Origin of the sequence: Deinococcus arcticus, from assembly GCF_003028415.1 — a bacterium.
GTDB classification, from domain to species: domain Bacteria; phylum Deinococcota; class Deinococci; order Deinococcales; family Deinococcaceae; genus Deinococcus; species Deinococcus arcticus.
In genome coordinates, this window is sequence record NZ_PYSV01000010.1 from 97,166 (window position 1) to 120,992 (window position 23,827).

The 23,827-nt window shown below is 70.8% G+C and carries 23 protein-coding genes; 12 read left to right on the forward strand and 11 right to left on the reverse strand.

Features of this window, described 5'->3' with window-relative positions; all coding sequences use genetic code 11:
- Positions 1 to 15: 15 nt before the first annotated feature.
- From C8263_RS11455 to purC, 6 genes are all read right to left on the reverse strand, one after another.
- Positions 16 to 729 (reverse strand): MOSC domain-containing protein, encoded by a 714-nt coding sequence (locus tag C8263_RS11455; RefSeq protein ID WP_107138255.1) that lies wholly within the window; start codon positions 727 to 729, stop codon positions 16 to 18.
- Positions 730 to 747: 18 nt separating this feature from the next.
- The gene (locus C8263_RS11460) at positions 748 to 1,215 is read right to left on the reverse strand and encodes a DinB family protein (RefSeq protein ID WP_107138256.1); all 468 of its coding nucleotides are present in this window, start codon (positions 1,213 to 1,215) and stop codon (positions 748 to 750) included.
- A complete protein-coding gene (gene purQ, locus C8263_RS11465; RefSeq protein ID WP_107138257.1) occupies positions 1,212 to 1,883 on the reverse strand; it encodes a phosphoribosylformylglycinamidine synthase subunit PurQ in 672 nt (223 codons plus the stop codon). The genes C8263_RS11460 and purQ overlap by 4 nt, the downstream gene beginning before the upstream one ends.
- 127 nt (positions 1,884 to 2,010) lie before the next feature.
- The gene (locus C8263_RS11470) at positions 2,011 to 2,382 is read right to left on the reverse strand and encodes a cupin domain-containing protein (protein WP_107138258.1); all 372 of its coding nucleotides are present in this window, start codon (positions 2,380 to 2,382) and stop codon (positions 2,011 to 2,013) included.
- A complete protein-coding gene (gene purS / locus C8263_RS11475; protein ID WP_107138259.1) occupies positions 2,379 to 2,630 on the reverse strand; it encodes a phosphoribosylformylglycinamidine synthase subunit PurS in 252 nt (83 codons plus the stop codon). Before purS ends, C8263_RS11470 begins: the two co-directional genes overlap by 4 nt.
- A 77-nt stretch (positions 2,631 to 2,707) precedes the next feature.
- The gene (purC, locus tag C8263_RS11480; RefSeq protein WP_199188385.1) at positions 2,708 to 3,424 is read right to left on the reverse strand and encodes a phosphoribosylaminoimidazolesuccinocarboxamide synthase; all 717 of its coding nucleotides are present in this window, start codon (positions 3,422 to 3,424) and stop codon (positions 2,708 to 2,710) included.
- Between the two features lie 375 nt (positions 3,425 to 3,799).
- Between purC and C8263_RS11485 the strand changes: the two genes are divergently transcribed.
- From C8263_RS11485 to C8263_RS11535, 11 genes are all read left to right on the forward strand, one after another.
- Positions 3,800 to 5,248 carry a DNA-3-methyladenine glycosylase 2 gene (locus C8263_RS11485; RefSeq protein WP_107138261.1) on the forward strand — a complete coding sequence of 483 codons (1,449 nt, stop codon included), beginning with the start codon at positions 3,800 to 3,802 and terminating at the stop codon, positions 5,246 to 5,248.
- Positions 5,238 to 6,110 (forward strand): isocitrate lyase/PEP mutase family protein, encoded by an 873-nt coding sequence (locus C8263_RS11490; protein WP_107138262.1) that lies wholly within the window; start codon positions 5,238 to 5,240, stop codon positions 6,108 to 6,110. The genes C8263_RS11485 and C8263_RS11490 overlap by 11 nt, the downstream gene beginning before the upstream one ends.
- A gap of 232 nt (positions 6,111 to 6,342) precedes the next feature.
- A complete protein-coding gene (locus C8263_RS11495) occupies positions 6,343 to 7,038 on the forward strand; it encodes an alpha/beta fold hydrolase (RefSeq protein ID WP_158263791.1) in 696 nt (231 codons plus the stop codon).
- A complete protein-coding gene (locus C8263_RS11500) occupies positions 7,035 to 7,880 on the forward strand; it encodes a hypothetical protein (RefSeq protein WP_107138264.1) in 846 nt (281 codons plus the stop codon). Before C8263_RS11495 ends, C8263_RS11500 begins: the two co-directional genes overlap by 4 nt.
- Positions 7,881 to 7,946: 66 nt before the next feature.
- Positions 7,947 to 8,972: a GNAT family N-acetyltransferase gene (locus C8263_RS11505; RefSeq protein WP_107138316.1), complete on the forward strand. Its 1,026-nt coding sequence runs from the start codon at positions 7,947 to 7,949 to the stop codon at positions 8,970 to 8,972.
- Positions 8,969 to 9,943 carry a GNAT family N-acetyltransferase gene (locus C8263_RS11510; RefSeq protein ID WP_107138265.1) on the forward strand — a complete coding sequence of 325 codons (975 nt, stop codon included), beginning with the start codon at positions 8,969 to 8,971 and terminating at the stop codon, positions 9,941 to 9,943. Before C8263_RS11505 ends, C8263_RS11510 begins: the two co-directional genes overlap by 4 nt.
- Positions 9,940 to 10,923, forward strand: coding sequence for a GNAT family N-acetyltransferase (locus tag C8263_RS11515; RefSeq protein ID WP_107138266.1), 984 nt, complete (start codon positions 9,940 to 9,942; stop codon positions 10,921 to 10,923). The genes C8263_RS11510 and C8263_RS11515 overlap by 4 nt, the downstream gene beginning before the upstream one ends.
- Positions 10,923 to 11,615, forward strand: a complete 693-nt coding sequence (locus tag C8263_RS11520; RefSeq protein ID WP_107138267.1) for an arginase — start codon at positions 10,923 to 10,925, stop codon at positions 11,613 to 11,615. The genes C8263_RS11515 and C8263_RS11520 overlap by 1 nt, the downstream gene beginning before the upstream one ends.
- Positions 11,616 to 11,684: 69 nt before the next feature.
- The gene (locus tag C8263_RS11525) at positions 11,685 to 12,194 is read left to right on the forward strand and encodes a hypothetical protein (protein WP_107138268.1); all 510 of its coding nucleotides are present in this window, start codon (positions 11,685 to 11,687) and stop codon (positions 12,192 to 12,194) included.
- Positions 12,195 to 12,828: 634 nt separating this feature from the next.
- Entirely contained in the window at positions 12,829 to 13,386 is a 558-nt protein-coding gene (locus C8263_RS11530; RefSeq protein ID WP_199188386.1) for a VUT family protein, read from the forward strand.
- Positions 13,383 to 13,766: a hypothetical protein gene (locus tag C8263_RS11535; protein WP_107138269.1), complete on the forward strand. Its 384-nt coding sequence runs from the start codon at positions 13,383 to 13,385 to the stop codon at positions 13,764 to 13,766. The genes C8263_RS11530 and C8263_RS11535 overlap by 4 nt, the downstream gene beginning before the upstream one ends.
- A gap of 62 nt (positions 13,767 to 13,828) precedes the next feature.
- Here C8263_RS11535 and C8263_RS11540 read toward each other — a convergent pair whose 3' ends face one another.
- Together C8263_RS11540 and C8263_RS11545 are read right to left on the reverse strand one after the other, a co-directional pair.
- Entirely contained in the window at positions 13,829 to 16,294 is a 2,466-nt protein-coding gene (locus C8263_RS11540) for a glycoside hydrolase family 31 protein (RefSeq protein ID WP_107138270.1), read from the reverse strand.
- Positions 16,295 to 16,315: 21 nt separating this feature from the next.
- Positions 16,316 to 17,065, reverse strand: a complete 750-nt coding sequence (locus tag C8263_RS11545; protein WP_107138271.1) for a ribonuclease H family protein — start codon at positions 17,063 to 17,065, stop codon at positions 16,316 to 16,318.
- 330 nt (positions 17,066 to 17,395) lie between these two features.
- Here C8263_RS11545 and pyrE point away from each other — a divergent pair, with 330 nt between their 5' ends.
- Entirely contained in the window at positions 17,396 to 17,956 is a 561-nt protein-coding gene (gene pyrE, locus C8263_RS11550) for an orotate phosphoribosyltransferase (protein WP_107138272.1), read from the forward strand.
- 375 nt (positions 17,957 to 18,331) lie between these two features.
- Here the strand turns inward: pyrE and C8263_RS11555 are convergent, their stop codons facing one another.
- The 3 genes from C8263_RS11555 to C8263_RS11565 all read right to left on the reverse strand — a co-directional run bounded on the left by C8263_RS11555 (position 18,332) and on the right by C8263_RS11565 (position 23,790).
- Positions 18,332 to 20,131, reverse strand: coding sequence for an ATP-binding cassette domain-containing protein (locus tag C8263_RS11555; RefSeq protein WP_107138273.1), 1,800 nt, complete (start codon positions 20,129 to 20,131; stop codon positions 18,332 to 18,334).
- Between the two features lie 103 nt (positions 20,132 to 20,234).
- A complete protein-coding gene (locus C8263_RS11560) occupies positions 20,235 to 22,031 on the reverse strand; it encodes an ABC transporter ATP-binding protein (RefSeq protein WP_107138274.1) in 1,797 nt (598 codons plus the stop codon).
- Positions 22,032 to 22,647: 616 nt separating this feature from the next.
- The gene (locus C8263_RS11565; protein ID WP_107138275.1) at positions 22,648 to 23,790 is read right to left on the reverse strand and encodes a family 1 glycosylhydrolase; all 1,143 of its coding nucleotides are present in this window, start codon (positions 23,788 to 23,790) and stop codon (positions 22,648 to 22,650) included.
- Positions 23,791 to 23,827: the final 37 nt, after the last annotated feature.

Genomic DNA, 23,827 nt, shown 5'->3' on the forward strand with positions numbered 1-23,827 from the left:
AAGCTCCTTGAGACATCAGAGGATGCGGGCGGGGTCGCCCAGGCGAAGGGTGCCGGGCTGAACCACATGGGCCAGCACGCCAAAGCACGCGTCGGGGTGCAGCGAGGCAATGGTTTTGAGGAGGCCCGGGTTGGCCCCCAGGTCGGGCTGGGCCATGTTGACCATCACGCAGCGGGGCATGGGGGCCGAAATCCTGACCATCAGCGTGTCGCCCAGTGCCAGAATTCGGCCCAGCCAGCGTTCTTCCAGATGGTCAGGAGTCTGGCCGGTCCCCAGCAGAATGTTGTGCCGGAAGTGCCGGCTGGCCACTGGTGCGCCGTGGGCCTCCGCCAGCCATGCCAGTGCGGAGGTGGTGAGCAGATGCAGCGGCCCCTCGTCGAAATGAGAGATGGGGCCTTCAGCGGTGACCCGGACTGTGCGTCCAGTGGCCTCGCAGAGCGCAATGCTGGCGCCTTCAGCCGTGGCCGGATGAACTGTGCCGTCCGGCAGGATCAGCTGAGGTTCGGTGTGTCCTGAAGGAAGGACCGCCTGGAAATTCAGCAGGCCGTCCATCCGGCGGAAGCGGCGGGTGCTCTTCCCAGAACCGAACTTGCCGTCCACGTCGGTGACAGCCCAGGCGCGGTCGCCCTCTAGGCCCCGTTCCGTCACCGGAACCTGCGCCAGTGCCTCGCCGCCCACCGACTTGATGGGGTAGCGGTACAGTTCGGCCACAGTGCCAGCGGGGGTCATGGGCGGGCCTCGTTCATCTCAGGCCTGTTTCAGCGCCAGCCGCAGCTGGCCGCGGTGGTAGGCAACGTGCCGCAGATGCAAGCTCAGGCCATCAAGCCGCACCCGGACACCGCCTGGTGCCGGGGGTGAACGCAGCTCGTCGGTCAGCTGGTCATCCCGCAGGGTCTGCAGGTGGGTGTCCAGCTCTGTGCCCATCCGGTCCAGTTCGGCCAGCACGGCGGCCTTGCCATCGGCCGTGGTCACAGGCGGGATGCCGCGCGCAAATCCCATGCGGGCGTCGTCCTCCCAGCCCAGGTGGTCATAGGTGGCGCTGAAATCCTGAAAGACGAAAAAGCGCAACCACTCCGCCACGTGCAGGGCGTGCCAAGCCGGGCTGTGGCCCAGGCGAGGGGTGGCAAAATCTTCTTCCGGAACCGTATCCAGTGCCGTGCGGAACAGCGCCAGCTCGGCAGCGTAGGAGCGGGCCAGGAAGGTCTGGACGTTCATCGGGTGGCCAGGGTGCCGGTCAGGCTCTGGAACAGGCCCTGCCCGTCCTCGCTGCCCAGCAGGGCCTCGACCGCGCGTTCGGGGTGGGGCATCATGCCCAGCACGTTGCCGCGCGCGTTCACAATGCCAGCAATGTCGTTCAGCGAGCCGTTGGGGTTGTCCACGTAGCGGAACACCACCTGCCCCTCGCCCTCCAGTCGGGCAATCGTTTCAGCGTCGGCATAGTAGTTGCCCTCGCCATGCGCGATGGGCACTTCAATGATCTGGCCCTCGGCATACGCCCCCGTAAAGGCCGTGCCTGCGTTTTCTACCCGCAGGTGCACGGGGCGGCACAGGAAATGCAGTTCGCGGTTGCGGCTCAGGGCGCCGGGCAGCAGCCCGGACTCGGTCAGCACCTGAAAGCCGTTGCACACGCCCAGCACATACCCGCCGCGCGCTGCGTGGGCCTTGACCGCCTCCATAATGGGACTGCGTGCGGCGATGGCGCCGCTGCGCAGGTGATCGCCGTAGGAGAAGCCGCCGGGCAGGAACACCAGGTCGGTGCCCTGGGGCAGCCCGGCCTCGGTGTGCCAGACAAACTGCGCCTGCTCGTCCAGCAGCAAGCGGGCGGCGTGCAGTGCGTCGGCGTCGCAGTTGGAGCCGGGAAACTGAATAACGGCGGTTTTCATAGGGCTCCGGTTGAAGCCGCCCAGGCGGCGAAACCCGAGCGAGGCGAGAGGGAGAAAGGACGCAGGGACGAAACCGCAGAGGCCTGCCGCAGAGCGCCGCAGGACCCGGAGGTGAAGGCCCTGCGGCTCACAGGCGCTCCAGCTGCGCCACCGTGCGCTCGCTCGTGACATTCCCGGTGTTCAGGGTGCTGGCCGGTTCAAACATCATGATCCACGTCTCCTCGGTCTCGGCCACAGGCAGGTGCTCCACACCGCGCGGCACCACCAGCAGCTCGCCTTCGTTTAAAACAGCCTCGCCGTCCCGGAATTTCAGGCGCAGGGTGCCGCGCACCACGAAAAACAGTTCATCTTCGTGTTCGTGCCAGTGCCACTGGAACTCGCCACTGATCTTCGCCAGCTTGACCTGCTGACCGTTCAGTGCGGCCACCACTTTGGGCGACCAGTGCTCGTGAAAGAGGCCAAATTTGGCGTTCAGATTGACCACCGGCGGCACGCTCACGCCCCCTCCAGCTCCCAGCGGGCGTCTTCCATCACGGGGTTGGAGAGCACGTTCTCGGTGATGTCCTTCAGCTGGGCTTCAACCTCGGCGCGGGTACCGTGCAGCGTCAGTTCGATGTACTTACCCACGCGCACGCCGGCCACGTTGCCGTGCTCCAGGTGCGACAGCGCGCGCTCCACGGTGCGGCCCTGGGGGTCGAGAATGCTGGGCTTAAGGGTCACGAAGACTTTGGCTTTGTAGGTGGACATGGGGGGGCTCCTTGGGACGACTGGGGCAGACAAGTTGGGGTGCGGGGCAGCAGGCGCAGAGAGATTGGGACTTGGCCTTAAAGCTCTCGCGTTACGCGCGCCAGCATCTCGCTGTAGGCGTCTTCCACGCCGCCCAGGTCACGGCGGAAGCGGTCCTTATCCAGCTTTTCGTTCGTTTCGGCGTCCCAGAAGCGGCAGGTGTCGGGGCTGATTTCATCGGCCAGGACCACCGTGCCGTCGGCCAGGCGGCCAAATTCCAGCTTGAAGTCAATCAGGCGTACCCCGCGCGCCGCGAAATACGGCACCAGAAAGGCCTGTACCTTCAGCGCCAGTTCGCGGATGCGCGTCAGTTCCTCGGGTGTGGCCCAGCCCAGCGCCACGGCGGTATCGGTGTTGATCAGGGGATCGCCCAGGGCGTCACTCTTGTAGCAGTACTCCACCACGGGGCGCGCCAGCACCGTGCCTTCCTCAATCCCCAGGCGCTTGCTGAAGGACCCGGCCGCCACGTTGCGCACAATCACTTCCACCGGAATGATCGTCACGGCCCGCACGCGCTGCTCGGTGTCGGAGAGCCGCTCGATGAAGTGGGTGGGCACGCCCGCCTGTTCCAGCTGCGGAAACAGGTGCGCGGTGATGGCGTTGTTGATGGCGCCCTTGCCGCCAATCTGCGCCTTTTTCACTCCGTTAAAGGCGGTGGCGTCGTCCTTGTATTCCACGATGTACTCGCCGGGGTGGGGCGTGGCATACACGCGCTTGGCCTTGCCCTCGTACTTCAGTTCGCCTCTGGTGGTCATGCGGTCTCCCGTGGGGGCAGGGCGCGGCGGGCGTGCCGTCTGCCAGACGTAGGACAGGCGTCCCCCGAAACCGTGCCGGGGCGACGCCTGAATGTCGCAGTGCTGAACATATGGGCTCCAGTCGCCGTCTCTCGGACGGACTTACCGCGCGCGGGCGCGGGGCGTCTCTCTGGACGCGGAGTGGAAGGTGGGTGTGCAGCGCCCAGGAACGGGGCCTGCCGTGCCCCAGCGTAACACCCCTGTGCCTTCACGCGCCGGGGGTGTTCAGAGGACTGGGACGAGGCCCGGCCGGCCGCAGCGGCCGGCCGGGCGTGCCAGGATTGCCCCGCACAGATCCGGTAGAGGCGGCGGGGGCCCGGCGCGGACAATAGCCGCATGGCCCTGCCGTACTCGCACGACTTCATGCTGGAGCGGATGTACGCCGCCGACGCCGCCTTTGACGGGCTGTTCTATACCGGCGTCACCAGCACCGGCATCTACTGCCTGCCGTCGTGCCGGGCGCGTAAGCCGCTGGCGCGGCACGTGGCGTTTCATGCCAGCCCGGCGCAGGCCCGCGCCGCCGGGCTGCGCGCCTGCCGGCGCTGCCACCCCGACGCCTTCGGGGCCGGGGCCCCAGCTGAAGAAGCCACCTTCTGGGCAGCCCTGGCCCGCGTTGCGGTGCCCGAGGTGCCCACCGCCCGTGACCTTGCCCGCGCGCTGGGCCTGGGGCGCGGCGCGCTGCACCGCTTGTGCCGCGATCATCTGCAGTGTTCACCGGCCGCGTGGCTGGGCCGCGAGCGGGTGGCGCTGGCCGCCCGGGCCCTGCTGCTCTGCCCGGAGCGGTCCGTGGCCCAGGTGGCCTTTGAGGCCGGCTACGGCAGCCTCTCGGCCTTTGGGGCGCAGTTCCGGCGGGCCATGGGGGTGGCCCCGCAGGCGTTTCGCCAGGGACCGGCGCAGGGCCGCTGGACCCTGGCCCTGCCCGTGGATTTCCCGGCGGCCAGCCTGCGGCGCGACCTGGGCCGGGACGCCCGCAGCCTCACGGCGCAGGTGCAGGGGCCGGTGGTGACGCTGGGCTGGCGCCTGCCCTCGGGGCCGCGCCGCGTGACGCTGCACTTTTCCGGCGACCTGGGCGGCACCGTGACCGTGCAGCCCGAGGTGCCCGGCCCCCTGGACCCGGCCGACGGGCTAGCGCTGCACCGGCTGACGTGGCGGGCCCTGGGGCTGGACGGGCCTGCGCCCGTCCAGGCCGGGCCGCCCGGGCTCGCCCTGGCCCCGCCGGGCCTGCGGGTGCCGCTGGTGCCAGACCCGTTTGACGGGCTGGTGTGGGCGGTGGTGGGCCAGCAGGTTACCTTTGCGCAGGCCTGCACCCTGCGGCGGCGGCTGGTGGAGCGCTGCGGCAGCCCCCTGGGCGGCGGGCTGTGGGCCCCACCTTCGCCCGAAGCGGTGGCGGCCCTGTCCCTGTCCGAGCTGCGCGCCCTGGGCCTGACCGGGGCCCGCGCTGCCCTGTTGCAGGGGCTGGCCACCCGGGTGGCGTGCGGCGAACTGAACCTGGAGGCGCTGGCCCGCGGCCCGGTGGGCGCGGCCCGCCGAACGCTGAGGTCCATTCCTGGCGTGGGACCCTGGACCGCCGAGTATGTCCTGCTGCGCGTGCTGGGCTTTCCCGATGTGGTTCCGGCCGGGGACGCGGCGCTGGCGGCGGCCCTGCACCGCGCGCACGCCCTGGCCGCCCGCCCCACGCCGCCGCAGGTGCAGGCCCTGCTGGCCCCCTACGCCCCGCAGCGCAGCCTCGCCGTCTTTCATCTCTGGCATCACCTTCACCCCCAAGGAGCCGCCCATGAGTGCTAATGCCCCGTTGCCCGCCCCCCCATCCCTGGCCGACACTGCTGCGCGTGCTCGGCAGTTGCGCGCCCTGCACGGCGGCGGCCTGGTGCTGCCCAACGCCTGGGACGCCCTCAGCGCCCGCCTGCTGCAGGAGGCCGGATTTCCGGCCATCGGCACCACCAGCGCCGGGGTGGCCTTTGCGCTGGGCCACCCCGACGGGCAGGTGCTGCCGCGCGCCGAGGCCCTGCATGCGCTGGGCCGCATGGTGGCGGCGGTGCAGGTGCCCGTGACCGCCGATCTGGAAGCCGGGTACGGCCACCGCCCGCCGGAGGTGGCCGCCACCGTGCGCGCCGCGCTGGACCTGGGGGCCGCTGGCCTGAACCTGGAAGACGCCACAGGCGAACCCGGTGCGCCGCTGTACCCCCTGGCCGCCCAGGTGGACCGGCTGGCCGCCGCGCGTGGGGCCGCTGAAGCGGCGGGCGTGCCGGCTTATCTCAATGCCCGCACCGACACCTATTTCACCGGTTTCGGGGCCAGCGCGGCCGAGCGGCTCCATGAAACCGTCCGGCGGGGTCGGGCTTACCTGCAGGCCGGGGCCGACAGTGTGTTCGTGCCCGGCGTGACCGACCCGGCCACCGTGCAGGCGCTGCGGGCGGGGATCGGCGGGCCCGTGGCCGTGATGCTGCTCCCCGGCGGGCCGGGTGCCCCCGAACTGCTGGCGGCCGGCGCCTGCCGGGTCAGCGTGGGGCCGGGGCTGCTGCTGGCCGCGCTGGGTCATGTGGCGCAACTGGCCCAGGCGTTGCGCACCCAGGGCAGTTTTGCCCCGGCCACCGCTCTACCCTTCGCCCAGGTGCAGGGGTGGTTCAGCCCGGCCGCTGGGCTGTAATACGGACGGCCGTCCATATCCGGAACATCCGGGAAGAAGGGGGATGGTCCCCGCCTTGGGCTGGGGGCGGTCCAATGCCCGGAACTCCGTCTCTGTTCCTGCTCTGCTGCGCAGCGTTGCGAGTCCCTCCGGTCGGAAAATTCCGGAAGACGTGACGGAATGTTTCGGAACCCGTAGAACCCTGCGTCAGGTGGCGGATGTGGCCGGGGCGAAGCGGCGCGACACTGGTGACATGGTCATTTCTGCCGCCGATGGCACGCCCTTGCACGTCACCGCCCTGGGCAAGGGGGCGCCCCTGCTGCTGCTCTCCGGTGGGCCGGGCTGCGTGAATTACCTCGGCCCCGTGGCGGCGCTGTTGCCCGGCTGGCGCTGCCTGCTGCCCGACCCGCGCGGGGTGGGTCAAAGTGGTGGTGGCCTTCATGACCTCACCACGGCCCTGGCAGACCTCGAAGCCCTGCGCGCGGCCCTGGGGATAGAGCGCTGGCGGGTGCTGGGCCATTCCTGGGGCGCGGATCTGGGGCTGGCCTATACCCTGGCGCACCCGGCGCGTGTGGCGCAGCTGCTGAGTGTGGCTGGAACCGGCATTCAGAACGACCGCGACTGGAAGGCTGCCTATGAGGCCGGCAAGGGCCAGGAACCCGCGCTGGACGTGGCCTGGAACCCCGAAGTGCACCGCGCCCTGCTCAGCGACTGGCGGGCCCTGATCAAGGCGCCGGACCTGCTGCGCCGTCTGGCAGACCTGCCGGTGCCCACAACAGTTCTGCACATGAGCGCCGACATCCGCCCCGGTTGGCCCGCGCGGCAACTGGCGGCGCTGCTGCCCCTGGGCACGTGGGCCGAGGTTCCCGGCGCGCCCCACAACGCCTGGCTCACGCACCCAGAGGAACTGGGCAGTGCACTTCGGACTGCACTGGGAACGCCAACATGAACGTCCTGAATATTGAGCTGCTGCCCGGGTTGGCCGCCCGCTGGCGTGCGTGGCTGGCCCCGGCACGCCAGCCCTTCTTCCTGACCGCCGCCGAGGTGCAGACCCTGGGCCTGAACAGTGAACCCAGAGCCGACGCGGCCTTTCCCCCCGAGGCCCGCGACACCTTCACCCTGTGGGCCGTAGCGCCCGGGGCCGATCAGGTCGTGTGGCTGGACCGGGCCGACTGGGCAAACCTGGCCTCTGCCCTTCAGCGCACGCTGCTGCGGGCCCAGGTGCGGCATGGGCGGGGCAACCTGCCGCTGGGCCGCGCCTACGCCGACCTCCTGCCAGGGCTGCCCCGGGGCCGCTTTCTCTGGCACCCGGATCACCTGGGCCCCGCGGTGCTGACCCGCTGGGTGGAGCAAGATGGGCTGCCGTGCCAGCGGGCGCAGGTGCCGGAAGCGGTCTGGGCGGGGGCGGCGGCGCTCCTGCCCGGGGCCCAGGCGCTGGCGGGCACCTTTCCGGACGGCAGCGCGGGCAACTGCTTTGGCGCCGTGATGGGCGCGGCCGGAGTGCCCGGCGCCGCGCAGACCTGGATGCAGCGGGCGCCCTTTGAAGCCTTCTTGCAGGCACACACCCGGCCCGGGGGGCACGACGATCAGCCCGGCACCGTGCTGGTGTGGCGCAGCCGGGACGGGCTGGCCCAGCACACCGCCGTTACCCTGGGCGGCGGCTGGGCGCTGCACAAGGCGGCCCAGACGTGGTGGACGCCGCGCGTGGTGCTGCCGGTGGCAGCCCTCAAGCGGGTCTCGCGCAGCCGGGGCCAGCGGCTGGAGCGGCGGCGACTGGTGGGCCCCGACTGAAAGGCAGATGAGCCTAAGCCCCCTGGCGGATGCCGCGCCGCCCACGCCCAGCCCATGATGGGCCCCATGAGTGCCTTTACCCTGCGCGACGTGCGCAAACCCGATGATTTTGCTGGCGTGGCCCGCGTGCTCAGCGACAGCGACCCCGACTGGCCGGTGACGGCCGAGCTGCTGGCCATCTGGGAAGCCGCGCGTGACCCGGGGCTGTACCACACCGCCGTGGTGGCCGAACAGGGCGGCCACATTGTGGGGCTGGGACAGACCGGCCACGACGATTTCGCCTACGAGGACTGGCGCTACTTTGGCCACATCACCGTTCATCCGCAGGCCCGGGGCCAGGGCATTGGCCGGGCGCTGTACAGCGAACTGCTGGCCCGCCTGCGCGCGCGCGGCGCCCGGGACATCCGCACCATGCTCAGTGACCAGCCGCGCGACGAGGCCGGGCGCGCCTTTCTGGACCGGCGCGGTTTTGTGCGCACCTGGGACCGCTACGAATCTCGCCTGCACACAGGTGACCTGGACCTGGGCGCCTTTGACGCCCTGCTGAGTGGAGTAGCGGCCCAGGGCATTGAACTGCGCTCGGTGGCGGAACTGGCCGGCGACCCGGGGCGCGACCACCAGCTGTGGGAGCTGGACTGGCAGCTGTTCCAGGACGTGCCCATGGGCCAGACCCTGACCCGGCGGCCCTTTGAGACCTGGCGCAAGCAGGAACTGGACGACCCCACCTTCAGCCACGAATTCTCGTTCGTGGCCCTGCGGCCGGCCCTGGCCGACCCCCTCACCGGCCCCTACGTGGGCTACTCCAGCCTGATGAAAACGCCGGGCGGCTTCCACGTGATCGGCATGACCGGCGTGCGCCGCGAGGACCGGGGCCTGGGGGTGGCCAAGGCCCTGAAGGTGGCCGCCATGCGCGCCCTGCACGCGGCGGGCGGCGGCGAGATCCGCACCTTCAACGACCCGCCCAACAAGGCCATGCTGGGCATGAACCGCGCGCTGGGCTTTCGGCCTGGCCCCACCCGCAGCCGCTATGAACTGCACCTGGACCCCGTGACCGGCGAGCGCCAGCCCACCGCTGTGGAGGCCAGTCTGTGAGGGCGTTCGCCATCCGCGAGGCCACCGACACCGACCTGCCGGCTCTGGCCGAGCTGCTGAGCGCCGTCAATCCCCGCCACCCCTGGACCGCCCAGACCCTGAAGCATGAACTGCAGGCCCTGCGCGACAGCCCGCTGGGGCTGCATGTGGCGCAGTGGGTGGCGCAGGACGCGGTTTCGGGCGCCCTGCTGGGCGCCGCCTCGGCGCTGCAGTTTGGCGGCATGTATCACCCGGACCGCTATCACGCTGAATTGGGCGTGCACCCCGCCTCTCGTGGGCAGGGGGTGGGCACGGCGCTGGCGGCCGAGCTGGACACCCACCTGCGGGCACGCCGCGCACGGGAAATTCTGGCCGGCAGCTACGAGGACGAGCCGCAGGGCGTGGCCTTTTTGCAGGCCCGGGGCTTTGCCGAGGTCATGCGCTTTTTCGACAATGTGCTGACGGTGGCCGACGTTGACCCGGCGGCGTGGGCCGATCAAGCGGCGCTGCCGCCGGGCCTGCGGGTCCTGAGTCTGGCCGAGCTGCGCGCCGAGGTGGGCGAGACGGCCGCCAACCTTGCCTTCTACGAGGGCTGGCGCGAGGCCCGCGAGGATGTGCCGCGCACCGGGGCCGCCACGCCCATTCCCTTTGAGACCTTCCGCGACCGCCTGATCCGCCCCGAGTTTTTCCCGGAGGGCGTGCTGCTGGCCGTGACCCCGGAAGGCGAGGTGGCCGCCCTGTCCGAGCTGTATCTGGACCTGCACGACCCCGCCCGCCTGAACACCGGCCTGACCGGCACCCGCCGCGCGTGGCGCCGACATGGGCTGGCGCTGGCCCTGAAGCTGGCGGCCCTGCGGCTGGCCCGTGAGCGCGGCGCGGCCGAGGTCTGGACCGGGAACGCCACCACCAACGCGCCCATGCTGGCCCTGAACGGGCGCCTGGGCTTTCGCCCGCGCGTGGCCTGGATTGAAATGAAGTGGGGCGGCGTATGACCCAGGGGCTTGTGTCTGCGGCCCCCATTGACGTTGGCCCCGTGCAGCCCCACGAGTGGGACGCGGCGGCGCGGGCCTACACCGCCGCGCAGCCCAGTGATCCGGTCAGCGGGGCCGAGCTGCGCCGCCGCGACGAGGAGCAGCTCGGCTGGGGCTACCACGCGGGCGTGCTCGTGGCCCGGCAGCACGCCGAGGTGGTGGGCAGCGCCTTGTACTTTCAGAATCCGGGCGCGTACCACCCGCGGCGCTTCACGCTGGAACTGGGCGTGCACCCGGACCGGCAGGGGCTGGGCGCCGGGGCTGCCCTCTGGACGGCGCTGGAAACGGTCCTGCGCGGGCTGGGCGCCAAGTCGGCCCGCATCCTGGCGCGCGACGAGCACCCGGTGGCCCCCGGCTTCCTGACCCGCCGGGGCTTCGTGGGTGACCAGCGGTTTTTTTTCAGCGTGCTGGACCTGCTGGCCTTTGATGAAGCGCCCTACGCGGACCTGCGCGGGCGGCTGGCGGCCCGGGGCGTGCGCCTGCGTTCGTTCAGCGAACTGCGCGCGGCGGGCGAGCCCGACCTGGACGCCCGCCTGCACGCCCTGATGAGCGACGTGCGCCAGGACGTGCCCCGCGCCGAGCCCGCCACTCCACTGTCCTTTGAGGTCTTCAGGGAGGCGGTGCTGGACGACCCCTGCCTGCTGCCGGACGGCTATCTGGTGGCTGAACACGGCGGAGCGTTCATCGGGCAGACCACCCTGTTTCGCAGCGAGGCCAGCCCGGACCTGCTGACTGGCCTGACCGGCGTCACGCGCGAGTGGCGCGCTCAGGGCGTGGCCACACTGCTCAAGCTGGGGGCCATTCGTGCGGGGCAGGCGCTGGGCGGCGCGCTCATCCGCACCGACAACGCCAGCAACAACGCGCCCATGCTGGCCATCAACGACCGCCTGGGCTTTGTGCGGGAGGGCGGGGCCACCACCTCCTACCTGCGCCGCTTCTGATGCTGCTGAGCGTGGACTGGGACGCCTTTTCCGGCACCCGGGCACTGGTGTTCGACGCGCCGGTCTGGGGCACCCGCGACCGCGACGAGGACCGGCTGGCCGCCTGGACGGCGCGGGCGGCGCGGCGCGGCGGCGACCCTCACGGCGCCGCGCCCTGGGCCGCCCTGGAGGACGATTTTCCCCTGTACCCCGGCTGGGAAACGCTGCGGGCCTACGCCGGGGTGCCGGCCTGGGTGACCCTCAGCCACGCGGACGCCTGGGAGTGGCTGCAGCAGTTTCCTGGTCAGGACGTGCTGAATCTGGATTCCCACCACGACCTCGCCAGCGTCTCCGGCGATCCGGCGCGGGTGCGCCCTGGCAACTGGGCGGGGCTGGGGCTGCGCTCGGGGCTCATCCGGCGCGTCACCACGCTGTATCCCCACTGGCACGCCGAGCTGCCGGTGGCCGAGGGCTTTGACCTGCCGCGCACCTGGGCCGAGGTCTCGCCGCTGCTGCCCGCTGAACGCCATGACCGGATCACCCTGACCCGGCAGGCGGCCCCCGGCGCGGGCCTGCCGGACCCGGCCGGGGTCACGGCCCTGCTGCTGGTGCAGTCCCCGGCCTGGACCAGCCCGGCGCATGACCCGGCGCTGCGAGACCTCGCGGCGGCGCTGCGCGCGCGGGTGCTGCAGCCCCCCCTGTGGCGGTCATGACGGGCCGGGGGGCGGAGGGTACAATGCCCTCACCTCAAGTCCCCCTGGTCTGTAGGAGCCCCCACCGTGATGACCCCCCCCCAAGAGCAGACCCTGCCCACCGCCTATCAGGTGGGGGCGTTCGCCCTGATTGTGCACCGGGGCGCCTACCTGATCACCAGCCCGCGCCAGCCGCTGCTGCCCGGCGGCAGCCACGACCTGCCCGGTTTCATTCTGAATGCCGCCACCGGCACCAATCCGGTGGAACTGCAGCTGCGGCGCACCATCCGCGAGCAGGTGAGCCTGGCGGTGGGCGAGCTGAAACTGGTGGGCTCGCACGCGGCGCGCGGCATGCACGGCGCGGAGGGCGGCATGCGCCTGAACCTGATTTTCGGCACCGAGTACTGCGCGGGCATTCTGCAGCCGGACCCCAGCACAGTCACGGGCGCCACCTGGGTCCCGGGCGAGGACCTGCTGAGCCCCGGCGGCGCCCCGGGGTGGTTGCAGGGCGCGGTGCGCGACTTCGAGGCCATCACCCCGCTGCCTGTTCCTGACGCCCCTGCCCCCACTTCCAAGCTGCGCTTCGGCCGCCGCCGCTAAGTACCTCGCTGTTGACCTTTAGATCAACCGAGCAGAGCGAGTGGCAAAGCAAAGTGCCTCGCACTGGGAATGGAAACGTTGCTGCGCCCTTCTGAACCGTTGGCCTGGGGGAAGGGCGAGGGACTTAAGTAGCTCGCTGTTGATCTTTAGATCAACCGAGCGGAGCGAGTATCGAAAAAAGTACGTTGCACCGGGAGTGGAGACTTTGCGGTGCTCTCCTGCAAAGTCGTAACGTGAGGTGCAACGTACTTAAGCGCCACCCCGGACGGAACGCCTGTGCGTCCAGGGCCGCTTGGAAGGGGATGGGACTGTTTCCTGACCGGCCTTCCGGGTGTTCCCGGGTTCGCTCTGCGCTGCGCCTCGGTGAGTCTGCTTTTTCCCCGCTGTCGGCTCACCTGATACGGACTGCCGTCCATTTCCGTACCATCCGGGAAGAAGGGGGATGTTCTCCGCCTTCGGCGCTGTTCCAGCCCAATTCCCGGAAATCCCTATTTTTTCCTTCTTCCGCTGGTCGGAAAAATTCCGGAGCACGTTCCGGAATGTTTCGGAACCCGTATGAGTTCCCCACAAGGGCGCATCTGCTACCCTGCGGGGCGGCCCGCGACCTGTTTTGTCGCTGTGGCTGGAGGCATCTATGAACCATTCTCCCGCTCGGGGCCTGCTTGCCCCGCTGCCCCTGCTCCTGATTGCCCTGTATGCCCTGAGCATTCTGCTCGCCAACTTCACGCTGAACACCTTCATTCCGCTGCCCGTGTTTGGGCTGCTCAGCGTGGGCACCATCTTCTTCGCCGCCGTGTTCACCCTGCGCGACCGCATTCACCGCGCGGGCGGCCTGAACGCCGTGTATCTCGCCATAGGCACGGCGCTGCTGGTGAACACGGCATTCGCCCTGGTCACGGATACCTCGTGGCGCTTTATTGGCGCCAGCTTCCTGGCGATTCTGGTGAGCGAGCTGGCCGACACGGCCGTGTACCAGCGCCTGATCCGGCGCCGCTGGTGGACCCGGGTGCTGGCCAGCAACGCGCTCAGCGTGCCGCTGGACTCGATTCTGTTTACCCTGCTGGCGTTCTGGGGCGATAAAAGCAGCAACGAGATCACCCAGATTATCTTTGCCGACATCGTGGCCAAGTTCCTGATCGCCGCGCTGTTCGCGATCCGGCTGCGGCACGCGGCGCGGTCCATCGCGGCGTGAGTGAGGCGCCTGAGCCCGCCGCCCGGCTGCGGGTGATTGCCAACGCCCGCCCGGACCTGAGCACCCTGGTGGAGCATGTGCTGCACCTGCCTCCCCTGTGCCCGGCCACCGGCAACCCGGGCCCCGGCAGCACCCTGGCCCTGCGCTACGAGGCGGGCCCGGGGCTGCTGGAACTGTTCAGCCTGGACAGCTACATAGACGCCTTTGTGGGGCACCCCGTGGTGCGCGACATGGAATTTTTCGTGCAGACCGTGGCCCAGGACGCGGCCAACGCGCTGGGCCAGCCGGTCACGGCCCACGCCGACGTGGCCTTTAAGGGCCTGCGCCAGGGCCAGCGGGTGACCGTAACCGCCGCGCCGCAGGATAAAGCCAGCCGCTAAAGCCCGGCCCCTGTGGCCTGTCACGCGCCGGACGCCTTGAAGAGGGTGTCCGGCGCCCTGGTTTAGCGGTCCTCAACCTCCAGGGCGTCGGGGTCGGGGCCGCTCTCCTCGTCTTCATCAAGTTCTAGGGTGACGGCCGACCAGCGCGCCGGGAGGGTCAGGGACAGCACGCCGTCCTCGTAGGTGTAGTTGACGGCACCCTCGGCGCGGCGCACATGCCCCAGGCCCGCCACACGCAGGGTCACGCGCGGTTCGGGGAAGCTCTCGCCCTCCACCTCGCGGCGAATCAGCACCTGCGTGCCGTGGCGCTCGCCCAGCAGCCGGGTCATCCGGCCGCGCACCGGGCCGTCGCCGCCGTCCTCGTACAGCTGGCCCACGAAGCCGTGGGGCCCGGCGTGGACCAGCCATGTCAGGTCTGCCCAGCGCGCGGTGGTGGTGTGCGGGGCCCCCTGGGTCAGGGCCAGCGCCTCGCCCGCGCGCAGGTACAGAGGCAGCGTGTCCAGCGGCGCGGGCGCAGTAACAAACCGCTCGCCCCCGTGGATGGCCCCGAAGCGGCCCAGGTTGAACACCTCGGCCCAGCGGCCCGCTGGCAGGTACACCTGGCGCCGGCGCCCGCCGCTGCGCAGCACCGGGGCCACCAGCAGGCCCTCGCCCAGCAGGTACTGGCTGTCCTCGCGCAGCGCGTCCTCGTCGCCGGGGAAGTGCAGGGCCAGCGGGCGCAGCAGCGGCAGCCCGGTGCGGGTGGCCGCGTGCGCCAGGGTGTACAGGTGCGGCAGCAGCCGGTAACGCAGGTTCAGCGCCGCGCCCACCAGCGCCGTGTAGGGCTCGCCAAAGCGCCAGGGTTCCTGGTCGGCGGTGCCCAGGGCCGCGTGGTTGCGCACGAAGGTATAGCCCAGCGCCGCCTGATACCAGCGCACCAGCAGTTCGCCCGTGCTGTCGCCGCCAAATCCGCCCACGTCGGCCCCCACGAACGGCACGCCGCTCAGGCCCAGGCCGCCCAGCATGGGCAGACTGAGGGCCAGATGCCCCCAGCTGGCCGCGTTATCGCCGGTCCACACCGCCGCCGAACGCTGAATGCCCGCAGAGCCCGCCCGCGTGAGAATCCAGGGCCGGATGCCCGGACTGAAGCGGGCGTAACCGGCGCGGCTGGCCTCGTTCATGCCGTTGGCGTACACGTTATGCACTTCCAGGTGGGTGCGGGTGCCGTGCCGGGCGCCATAAGGCAGGGTCTTGCCCTCAGTGGGCTGCGGCTGGCGCAGGGAAAAGCACGCGGGCTCGTTCATGTCGTTCCACTGGCCCTGGATGCCGGCCTCGGCCAGAAAGCGGTGATGGCCCGCCCACCACGCCACCACCTCGGGGCGGGTGAAGTCGGGGAAGACTGCCGGGTCCGGCCAGACCTCGCCTACCAGCACGTCGCCCCGGGCGGTGCGCACCAGATGGTCGCCGCGCACGGCTTCCTCGTAGACCTCGTAGCCCGCTTCCACCTTCACGCCCGGGTCCACGATGGGCACCAGTTTCACCCCCTGGCCCGCTGCCTCTTTGACCAGCGCCCGCAGGTCCGGGAAGTTCGCGCGGTTCACCGTCCAGACCTTGTAGGCGTCCATGTAGTCAATGTCCACGTACACGCTGTCCAGGGGCAGGCCGCGCTCGCGGTAGCCGGCAATCACGGCGCGCAGGTCGCCTTCGGTGCGGTAACCCCAGCGGCTCTGCGCGGCGCCCAGGGCCCACAGCGGCGGCATGGGGGCTGTGCCGGTCAGTTCCGCGTAGCGGCGCAGCACGTCGGCGGGGCGGGGCCCGGCGATCACGTACAGGTCCAGCTCTGGCCCCGCCGAGGCCACGCGCAGTTCATCCGGGTGCGTGCGCGCCACGTCCGCTTCCAGGCGCCAGGATTCATCCACGAACAGCCCGTGGGCGCGGCCCCCCTGCAGCACGGTGGTGAAGGGAATGGAGACGTACAGCGGATCGGTTTCCAGGTGGTGGGGAAAGCAGTCGGTGTTCCAGAAGGTCAGGTGCAGGCCGCGTTTGTCCAGCGGGCCCACCTTCTCGCCAAAGCCCAGGTACGCCGCGCCCTCGGGGGCCGTCAGGCTCAGGCGGGTGCGGCGCAGCTGCACCTGATCCGGCGAGAGCGCCGGGTGAGCGCGTGGGGGCTCGCCGGTCCAGGCCCGCGCCTCGGCCAGCACCCGCGCGCCGGGGCCGCTGCCACTGAGCACCTGCCACTCGCCCGTGCGGCGGTCCAGCTTCAGGCCCAGGCCCCCGCCAATGATCAGCAGGTCGTGGCCCTGTTCGCTGGCACTCAGGCTCACGCCCTCGGGCAGCCCGGGGCGCAGGGCAAAGCTAGTTTTGGGCGCGGGGCGGGGAAAGGACAGCGCACTGGCGCGCGCTTCTGGCACCAGGCGCACACGCAGCACGCCCGGCAGCGGGGCCGAGACCAGCAGCAGGTCCGTCTCGCCCCACGCCCGCACCTGGGTGCCCTGCCGCCCCGGGGCGGGGGCGCCTCCCACTTCCACCGCAAATGAACTCAGGCGCATGGTTTCAGCGTACTCCCTGCGCTACCCCACCCCCAGAAATTCCACCTGCACGCCGCTTTCATCGGCCGCGCGCCGGGCGCCCTGCAGCAGGGCCTGGGCCCCGGGGCGCAGGGCGCGTTCGGGGCGCTGCCACAGGGCCTGGGCCACCTTGCTGGCCCGGCGCACCACCAGGACCTCGCCCGGCAGGGCCAGCCCCACCGCCGCCAGCAGCGCCTGGGCACTGGGCGGCACCTCCGAGGCAAAGTCCAGCGGCACGTGGGCCGTCACGCGCTCGCCGGGGCGGCGCAGGCTCACGCGGGCCTCGTCGCCGGCGGCGCGCTGCTCGATCAGTACGTCGGAGCGGGTTTCGGTCAGGCCAGGGGTGCCCAGGCCACGCCGGGCGTCGTTGGCCAGCAGGTGCGCGGCCTGCATGTGGCGCCGGGTGCGGGGGGCGTAGCGCACGCGCAGGTCCACGCCGCGCACCTCGGCCTCCTCGCGGACCTCGCGGGCGGCCTCCGAGAGAAATTCCGGACCCCGGCCCCGCCCCACCGAGGCAATGACCGCCTCGTTGTCGGTGTGCACGGTCAGGGGCTGCCCCGGGGGCGCGGCGCGCACCGCCTCCAGAACCGCGCGCACCTCGGCGGCGTTGTTGTCCGGCGCGCGCAGCTGGCCCTGCACCCGGGCCGGCAGCGCGCCCGGCACGATCAGGATCAGGCCCCAGCCGCCGATCCCGCTCAGCCCCTCTTCCGTGGGCACCTCGTGCCAGCTTGCATCCACAAACGCCTGATTCACGCTGCTTTCTACCTCTCAGTCTCAGATGGAACTCGGGTGCGCCGAGGGCGAGGGGCGAGCAAACACCAGCAGGGCCAGACCGCCGGCGATGGACAAGCATCTGTGCGCCTTTCCAAGATGCTGTGGAAGCACAGGAGGCCCGGATCAGAGGCGCCCGGCGGACTGCGCCTATTCTTTCCCGCCAGTGGCCCCGCGCGCCCTATGGCTTTCTTGATGCCGGGGGGCGGCCTCTGGCCTGCAGCGTCTATCAGAGCGCACGCCGGGCCCCGCGCGCATCGGCCAGGTGGTTTAGGCCAGCGGCCCGGGCGCCGAATGGGGAATACTGCCCTCATGAACGTTCTTGAGCTGTATCAGCAGGCCGGCGCCTACCACGAGGGTCACTTTCTGCTGGCCAGCGGGCGCCACAGCCCCAAGTTCCTGCAAAGCACCACCGTGCTGCAGCACCCCCAGTACACCGAGCAGATTGGGCGGGCACTGGCGCAGGCGGTCAGGGACGCCGGGATTCAGGCCCAGTTCATCATTGGTCCGGCGATGGGCGGGGTGGTGCTGGCCTACGAAACGGCCCGCCACTATGGCACCCGCGCCCTCTTTGCCGAGAAAGACGGGCAGGGCGGCATGAAGATCCGGGAAGCCTTTACGGTGGCGCCCGGGGAGACCTTTGTGGCGGTGGAGGACGTGCTGACCACGGGCGGCAGTGTGTTGAAGGCCGTGCGGGCGGCGGAGGCGGCGGGGGGGCGGTGCGTGGGGATTGCCTGCATCGTGGACCGGCGCAAAGAGGGAGGCGAACTGGGGGGGTATCCGCTGGTGGCGCTGACGCGGCTGGTGTTTGACACGTATGCGCCGGATGAGGTGCCGGCGTGGCTGGCAGCGATTCCGCTGCAGGAGATTTGAGGGGGGTGAGGGTGGGGCTTGCGGGCTGGCCCCACCCCCCCAGCCCGCCTACCCCGGAGGGGCAGGGGGGAGCGACGTTAGCACTGGGCAAGAGTTTTTACTGGTGTTGGCTGGGGTTGCTCGACCAAGGGACGTGTCCGGCTCCGACGCCATCTTCCGCCCCACCGCAATGGCCCGCGCGCTGCGCGCACGACGGCCTCGTCTGGACCCGGGCGGTGAAGGAGCACTGGCAACTTGGTGCGGCCCGGCAGGTTCTACTTTCAACTTCAAAACACAAAGGCAGGAGGCGAGGGACGTGTTGGCCCTCGCCTCCTGCTGTCTCTACGCCCTACTCCCGTCTTTCCCTACACCTCACAACCCACGTCTCACCCCCCTTTACTCCCCTTCCTCCGCCCACAGTGCCCGCATCTCCTGGCTGCGCTCCAGCAGCTGTGGCAGGGTGCCCTCGTCGGTCACGCGGCCGGCTTGCAGCAGCAGAATGCGGTCGGCGCGCAGCAGGGCGGCGCGGCGGTGGCTGACCACCAGACAGGTGGCGTCGGTGGTGCTCAAGCCCTGCCACAGCTGGGCTTCGGTGCGGGCGTCCAGGGCGCTGGAGACGTCGTCAAACACCAGCAGATCGGCGGGGCGGGCCAGCATGCGGGCCACGGCCGCGCGCTGAATCTGGCCGCCGGACAGTTTGACGCCGCGCGCGCCCACCGGGGTATCCAGGCCGCTGTGCAGCGCCCCCAGGTCCGCTTCCAGCACCGCCAGCTGCACCGCGCGCTCCAGGTGGGCAGGGTCAGCGCCACTGGTGATGTTCTCGGCCAGGGTGTCGGAAAACAGGTTGGGCAGCTGGGCTGTGTAGGCGCTGCGGGGCGGCACCAAGAAGGTGGCAGGGTCCTCCACGGCCTCACCGTTCCAGAACACCTGCCCGCCCTGCACCGGAATCAGGCCCAGCACGGCGCGCAGCAGGGTGGTCTTGCCGCTGCCAATGCGGCCAGTCACCACCACAAATTCGCCGCGGCGCAGGGTGAAACTGGCGTCCTGAATGCCCAGCCCGCCCGGGTGGGTGGCGGTGAGGTGCTGCACCCGCAGCTCCTGCAGCGGCTGGGCCGCCGGGGCCGGGGGTGCGGGCGGCGGGTCGCCCTGCAGGTACACCGCGTGGTGCGCCACGATGGTGGTGTCCGGGGCGTCTTGCAGGAGGCGGGTCATGCGGTCGTAGCTGACCCCGGTGCGGCGGTGGCGGGCAATGGCGTCGCCAAAAAAGCCCATGGAGCCGGTCAGGCGCGGCAGCAGGCCGATAAACAGCACAAAGTCTTCAATGCCCAGGGCGCCGCCGCGCACCTTGTTGGCGCCCAGCAGCAGCACCAGCCCCACGGCGAGGTTCACCATGTTGGTGTTCACGCCCCGGATCAGTTCGGTCAGCAGCACGTCGCGCAGGGCGGCGTGGCGCCGCGTCTCGCCCAGGGCGCGCAGGTGCGTGACCATGCTGCCTTCCTGGGCGGCCAGCTTCACGGCGCTCACCGCGCCAAAGGTCTCCCCGATAAAGTCGGTCACGCGGGCGGTGGCCTCGCGCATGCGGCGGCGGTAGCTGCGGATGGTGGGCGACAGGCGCTGCACGAACAGCACCATCAGCAGCAGCGGCGCGCAGACCAGCAGGGTAATCAGCGGGTCCACCCGGGCCATCAGGGTGATCGCCACCACCGAGTACAGCACGAAGCCCGCACCGTCCACCCAGACCTCGGTATAGCCGGCCACATCGTCCACATCGTCGCGGAAGCGGCTGACTGCCTCGGCGGGGGTGTCGGGCAGGCGGCGGCTGCGCCGGGCGGTCAGCAGGTAGCCCAGCAGGTTGCGCCGCACCAGGGCGTCAAGCGTGTACCACAGTTCAATCCAGGCGCGAAACGCCCCATAGAAAATGCCAAAGCGGCTCAGGCGCACGAAGGCAAACCAGCCCAGGGCCACCCAGGCGGCGGCAACCGCCGGGTCCAGGCGTTGCCCGGCGCTCTGCAGCTCATCGGCCCGTTCCAGCGCGCCGAAGATGCCACTGACCGCCAGGGTCAGCAGCGCGGGCGAGGCGTGCACCATGCTCCACATCAGCAGATTGAAGGCGAACAGGCCGGGGCGGTACTTGAACAGCTCTCTGGACAGCGCGAAGGTGCGTTCGGTGGGTGGGGGCAGGGGAGTGGTGGTCATGCGGGGGCTCCATATGGGTGTGGGTTGTCGGTGGTGGGGTGTAGGGCCGGCGGCAGAGCGCCGTGTGGTTCCCACAGCCCACAACCCACGGCCCACATCCCCCTCATGCCAGCACCCCTTCGCCCTCATCCAGCACGCCTGCGCGCAGCAGCGCGGCGTAGTGGCTGTTCGGGTCATGGGCCAGGGCGTCCCGGGCGCCGTGTTCCAGAATCTGGCCGTCGCCCAGCACCAGAATGCGGTCGGCGCGCGCCACGGTGTCCAGGCGGTGGGCAATGATGATGGCGGTGCGCCCGGACAGCAGCCGGGTCATGGCGGCGGTCAGCAGGGCCTCGGTGGCGGGGTCCAGGCGACTGCTGGGCTCGTCCAGAATGATCAGGCTGGGGTCGCGCAGCAGCACACGGGCAAAGGCCAGCAACTGCGCCTCGCCCGCCGAGAGACTGCCGGTGGGCAGGGGCGTGCGCACGCCGCTTTCCAGGCGCGCCAGCCACGGGCCCAGACCCACCTCACGCAGCGCAGCTTCCACCGCCGCGTCACTGACCTCCGGGTCAAAGAAACTCAGGTTGTCGCGCACGCTGGCCTGAAACAGCTGCACGTCCTGGGTCACCACCGCCACGCGGCGGCGCAAGTCGTGCAGGGGCGTGTGGGTCACGTTCACCCCGCCCAGGCGGATCTCGCCCTGGGTGGCGTCGTACAGGCGGGCGATCAGGCGCGTGAGGGTGGTCTTGCCGCTGCCCGTGCGGCCCAGCAACCCCAGGGTCTGCCCGGCAGGCAGGTGAAACGACACCCCGCGCAGCACCGGCTGGGCGGCCGGGTCTTCCGGGGCATAGGAAAAGGTGACGTGGTCAAAGTCCAGTGCCAGCGGCCCGGGGGGCAGCGGCGCCGGGCCGCCCAGCACGGCACTCTTCAGGGCCAGCAGTTCAGACACGCGCCCCAGGCTGGCCCCGGCTTTTTGCAGGTCCTGCAACTGCTGGGTGAGCTGGTCAATGGGTTCTTCCACCAGGGTCATGTACTGGTACATCAGAAAGGCGGTGCCCAATGAGATGGCCCCGGCGGCGTACAGGCCCACGGCGGCGGTCAGCACGCCCACATAGCCAATGGCAAAGAGCAGCATGCTCAGCTGCCACACCACGCTCCGGCGCCGCCACGAGGTCACGGAGCGGGTGAAGAAGCTGCGCTGCGTCTGCAGGAAGCGCCGCAGGTGGTGCTCCCCGGCCCCCAGACTGCGAATGTCGTCCAGGCCCGAGAGGCGCTCTTCCACAAACCCGAACAGCCGGGCGCTGGCCTCGCGCTCCAGACGCGTGGGCTCCACGCCCAGCTTGCGCACGCGGTTCATGGCGCCCAGCGTGACCAGCGTAAAGAGGGTCACCCCCAGGCCCACCCGCCAGTCCTCGCGGAAGAACATGACCAGGGCGCCCGTCAGCAGCAGCGCCGCGCCGAACACCCGCACCGCAAACTGCGAGAAGAAGTTGCTCAGGGCGGTCACGTCACCGTCAATGCGCTCGATCATCTCGCCGGGGGTGCGTTCCTTGTGCTCGCGCATGTCCAGCGACAGCAGGTGTGCCATCAGATCGGCGCGCAGGCGGTTGGTGGCGGTCCAGCCCACCCGGGCGCCCACATAGGTGGCCCCGGCCGTCATGAGCTGCACGCCCACGGCCAGCGCGATGTACAGCCCGGCCAGCCCCACCAGCAGGCTCACGTCGGCCCCGGCGCCCAGTTTGGCGCTGTCCACAAAGCGCCGCAGCAACTGGGGCAGCAGCAGGTTCAGGGCGGTGCCGGTCAGCAGCAGGGCGGCCAGGGTAACCACCTGCCACTTCAAAGGCCCCAGGTAGGTGCCCAGCACGGCCAGGGCGCTTCTGGGCCGTTCGGGTGGGGGCGAGGAGTCGGGGGAAGGCGGGGTCATGAGGTCAGGCTAGGGGGCAGGGGGTGGGGGGCGCATCTGCCGAGTGGCGCATGGGGGGAGTTGGGGGGTGGTTTGTGGTGACGGTTGCTGCCTTGCCCCACCCCCCCAGCCCCCCATCCCCAGACTCGCAGAGCTGCGCAGCAGAGGGGACGGGGGGAGCGGCGCTGCGCTAGGCAAGAGTTTCGACTGAAGTCGGCTGGGGTTGCTCAACCAAGTGACGTGTCCGGCTTCGACGCCATCCTGCCGTCCAGCGTAATGGCCCGCGCGCTGCGCGCACGACGGCCTCGTCTGGACCCGGGCCGTGGTGGGGCAAGAAGGCTTGGTGCGGCCCAGAGGGTTCTCCTTTGAACAACACAACAGCCAATAGCCGAAGCTGCCCTTAATCGTGTCTTAAGCACCCCTGCCCTGAGCCTCTACAGGGCCAGCAACGGAAGCCGTCGTGCGCGCAGCGCACGGGCGTACGGTGATGGGCGGAGAAAGGCGACGGCGTACATCGCGGGGCGAAGCCGGGCCACCCCACACCGTCAGTCAACGGCCGAGCGCAGCGGAAAACTCCCCCCTGCTCCTCTGGGGGAGGGGGGCTGGGGGGGTGGGGCAACGCCAGGGAGCGCCGCCCTCATCCCCCCCGAACCACCCCTGCCACCCACCCAAAACTCCCCTTCCGAACCCGCGCTCCCGTTCCTTCATCCAACCTCACCAACCCCTGCCCCTCCCCCCGGTCCAGCAGTTCCCCCACGAGAACCCCCCGCACCGCCACCCCCCGCTCTGCCGCCTCCACCACCGCCGGAAGATGCCCCTCCAGAAAGCGAACCCGCCCACTGTCCGGCACCCGGCCATCCGGCAAGGGGGCAGCGGCCCATACGCCCTCCAACGCCACCAGCAGCGGCGGCCCCGCCTCTCCCAGTTGTGCCTTCAGGTCAGTCAGCACCTGTGTCAGCCCCTCGGCGCCGTTGCGCTCACGTTCAGGCACCGGGCCCACGTCCAGGCCCAGCGGCGCACCCGGGCGGGCCTGCACCCAGGCGGGCTGGTCGTACCCCACGCCCAGCAGGTCCAGTGGCGTGGCGATGGTGTCCAGGTCCCCGGGGCGCACGGCGTCCAGCAGGGCGGGGGCGTGCTCGTTCAGCAGGGCCACCACCGGGGCAGGGTAGGCGGCGCGCAGCACGGGCCCGGTACACAGGCCGCTGCGCCACGCGGCCACCAGGGCCGCGGCCTGCCCGTCGGCGTCGTGGTCGCGGGCAGGCCACGCCGGGGCGAAGTGATGGCCCAGGCCCACCTGCTGCGCGCCGGTTTCGCGCAGCACCCGGGCCGCAAGGCCGTGCGCCAGCAGGCGGTGGTGGTGCGCCGGGAAGCTGCTCAGGAACGGTGGCGCCGGGGGCGTGCCCAGCGTGGGCCACAGCGTCAAGAAGGCCGCCGCGCGGTCCGCCAGCGCCTCACCCACCCAAGAGGCGTACTCCTCGAAGCGGGAAGCGGTGTCGCGGGACAGCCAGCCGCCCGCCGCGTCCACGGCCGGGGGCAGCTCGCCGTCCAGGCTCAGCCACGGCTGCACGCCCAGGGCCAGCAGGTCGTCGGTCAGGCGGTCGTAAAGGCCCAGCGCCGCCGCGTTCAGTCGGCCCCGGCCCGTGGGCTGCGTGGCGGCCCAGGGAACGGCAACGCGGGCAGCGCCCACCCCCAGCTCGCGCAGCAGGAACAGGTCGGCGGGTTCAAGGGGGCCAGGGCCCAGGCCCACCCCCCAGGTCAAGGCGTGCGTCAAGCTCGTCATCTACCGCCATTGTGCCGGGCGCCGGGACCTGGCTGAC

Coding starts and splice junctions, on each gene's coding strand:
- C8263_RS11460 (WP_107138256.1), bottom strand. CDS start 1,215: ATGAACGTCCAGACCTTCCTGGCCCGCTCCTACGCTGCCGAGCTGGCG.
- C8263_RS11520 (WP_107138267.1), top strand. CDS start 10,923: ATGCTGCTGAGCGTGGACTGGGACGCCTTTTCCGGCACCCGGGCACTG.
- purC (WP_199188385.1), bottom strand. CDS start 3,424: ATGACCACCAGAGGCGAACTGAAGTACGAGGGCAAGGCCAAGCGCGTG.
- C8263_RS11530 (WP_199188386.1), top strand. CDS start 12,829: ATGAACCATTCTCCCGCTCGGGGCCTGCTTGCCCCGCTGCCCCTGCTC.
- C8263_RS11455 (WP_107138255.1), bottom strand. CDS start 729: ATGACCCCCGCTGGCACTGTGGCCGAACTGTACCGCTACCCCATCAAG.
- C8263_RS11525 (WP_107138268.1), top strand. CDS start 11,685: ATGACCCCCCCCCAAGAGCAGACCCTGCCCACCGCCTATCAGGTGGGG.
- C8263_RS11540 (WP_107138270.1), bottom strand. CDS start 16,294: ATGCGCCTGAGTTCATTTGCGGTGGAAGTGGGAGGCGCCCCCGCCCCG.
- C8263_RS11565 (WP_107138275.1), bottom strand. CDS start 23,790: ATGACGAGCTTGACGCACGCCTTGACCTGGGGGGTGGGCCTGGGCCCT.
- C8263_RS11560 (WP_107138274.1), bottom strand. CDS start 22,031: ATGACCCCGCCTTCCCCCGACTCCTCGCCCCCACCCGAACGGCCCAGA.
- C8263_RS11485 (WP_107138261.1), top strand. CDS start 3,800: ATGGCCCTGCCGTACTCGCACGACTTCATGCTGGAGCGGATGTACGCC.
- C8263_RS11555 (WP_107138273.1), bottom strand. CDS start 20,131: ATGACCACCACTCCCCTGCCCCCACCCACCGAACGCACCTTCGCGCTG.
- C8263_RS11500 (WP_107138264.1), top strand. CDS start 7,035: ATGAACGTCCTGAATATTGAGCTGCTGCCCGGGTTGGCCGCCCGCTGG.
- C8263_RS11495 (WP_158263791.1), top strand. CDS start 6,343: ATGGTCATTTCTGCCGCCGATGGCACGCCCTTGCACGTCACCGCCCTG.
- pyrE (WP_107138272.1), top strand. CDS start 17,396: ATGAACGTTCTTGAGCTGTATCAGCAGGCCGGCGCCTACCACGAGGGT.
- C8263_RS11505 (WP_107138316.1), top strand. CDS start 7,947: ATGAGTGCCTTTACCCTGCGCGACGTGCGCAAACCCGATGATTTTGCT.
- purQ (WP_107138257.1), bottom strand. CDS start 1,883: ATGAAAACCGCCGTTATTCAGTTTCCCGGCTCCAACTGCGACGCCGAC.
- purS (WP_107138259.1), bottom strand. CDS start 2,630: ATGTCCACCTACAAAGCCAAAGTCTTCGTGACCCTTAAGCCCAGCATT.
- C8263_RS11515 (WP_107138266.1), top strand. CDS start 9,940: ATGACCCAGGGGCTTGTGTCTGCGGCCCCCATTGACGTTGGCCCCGTG.
- C8263_RS11490 (WP_107138262.1), top strand. CDS start 5,238: ATGAGTGCTAATGCCCCGTTGCCCGCCCCCCCATCCCTGGCCGACACT.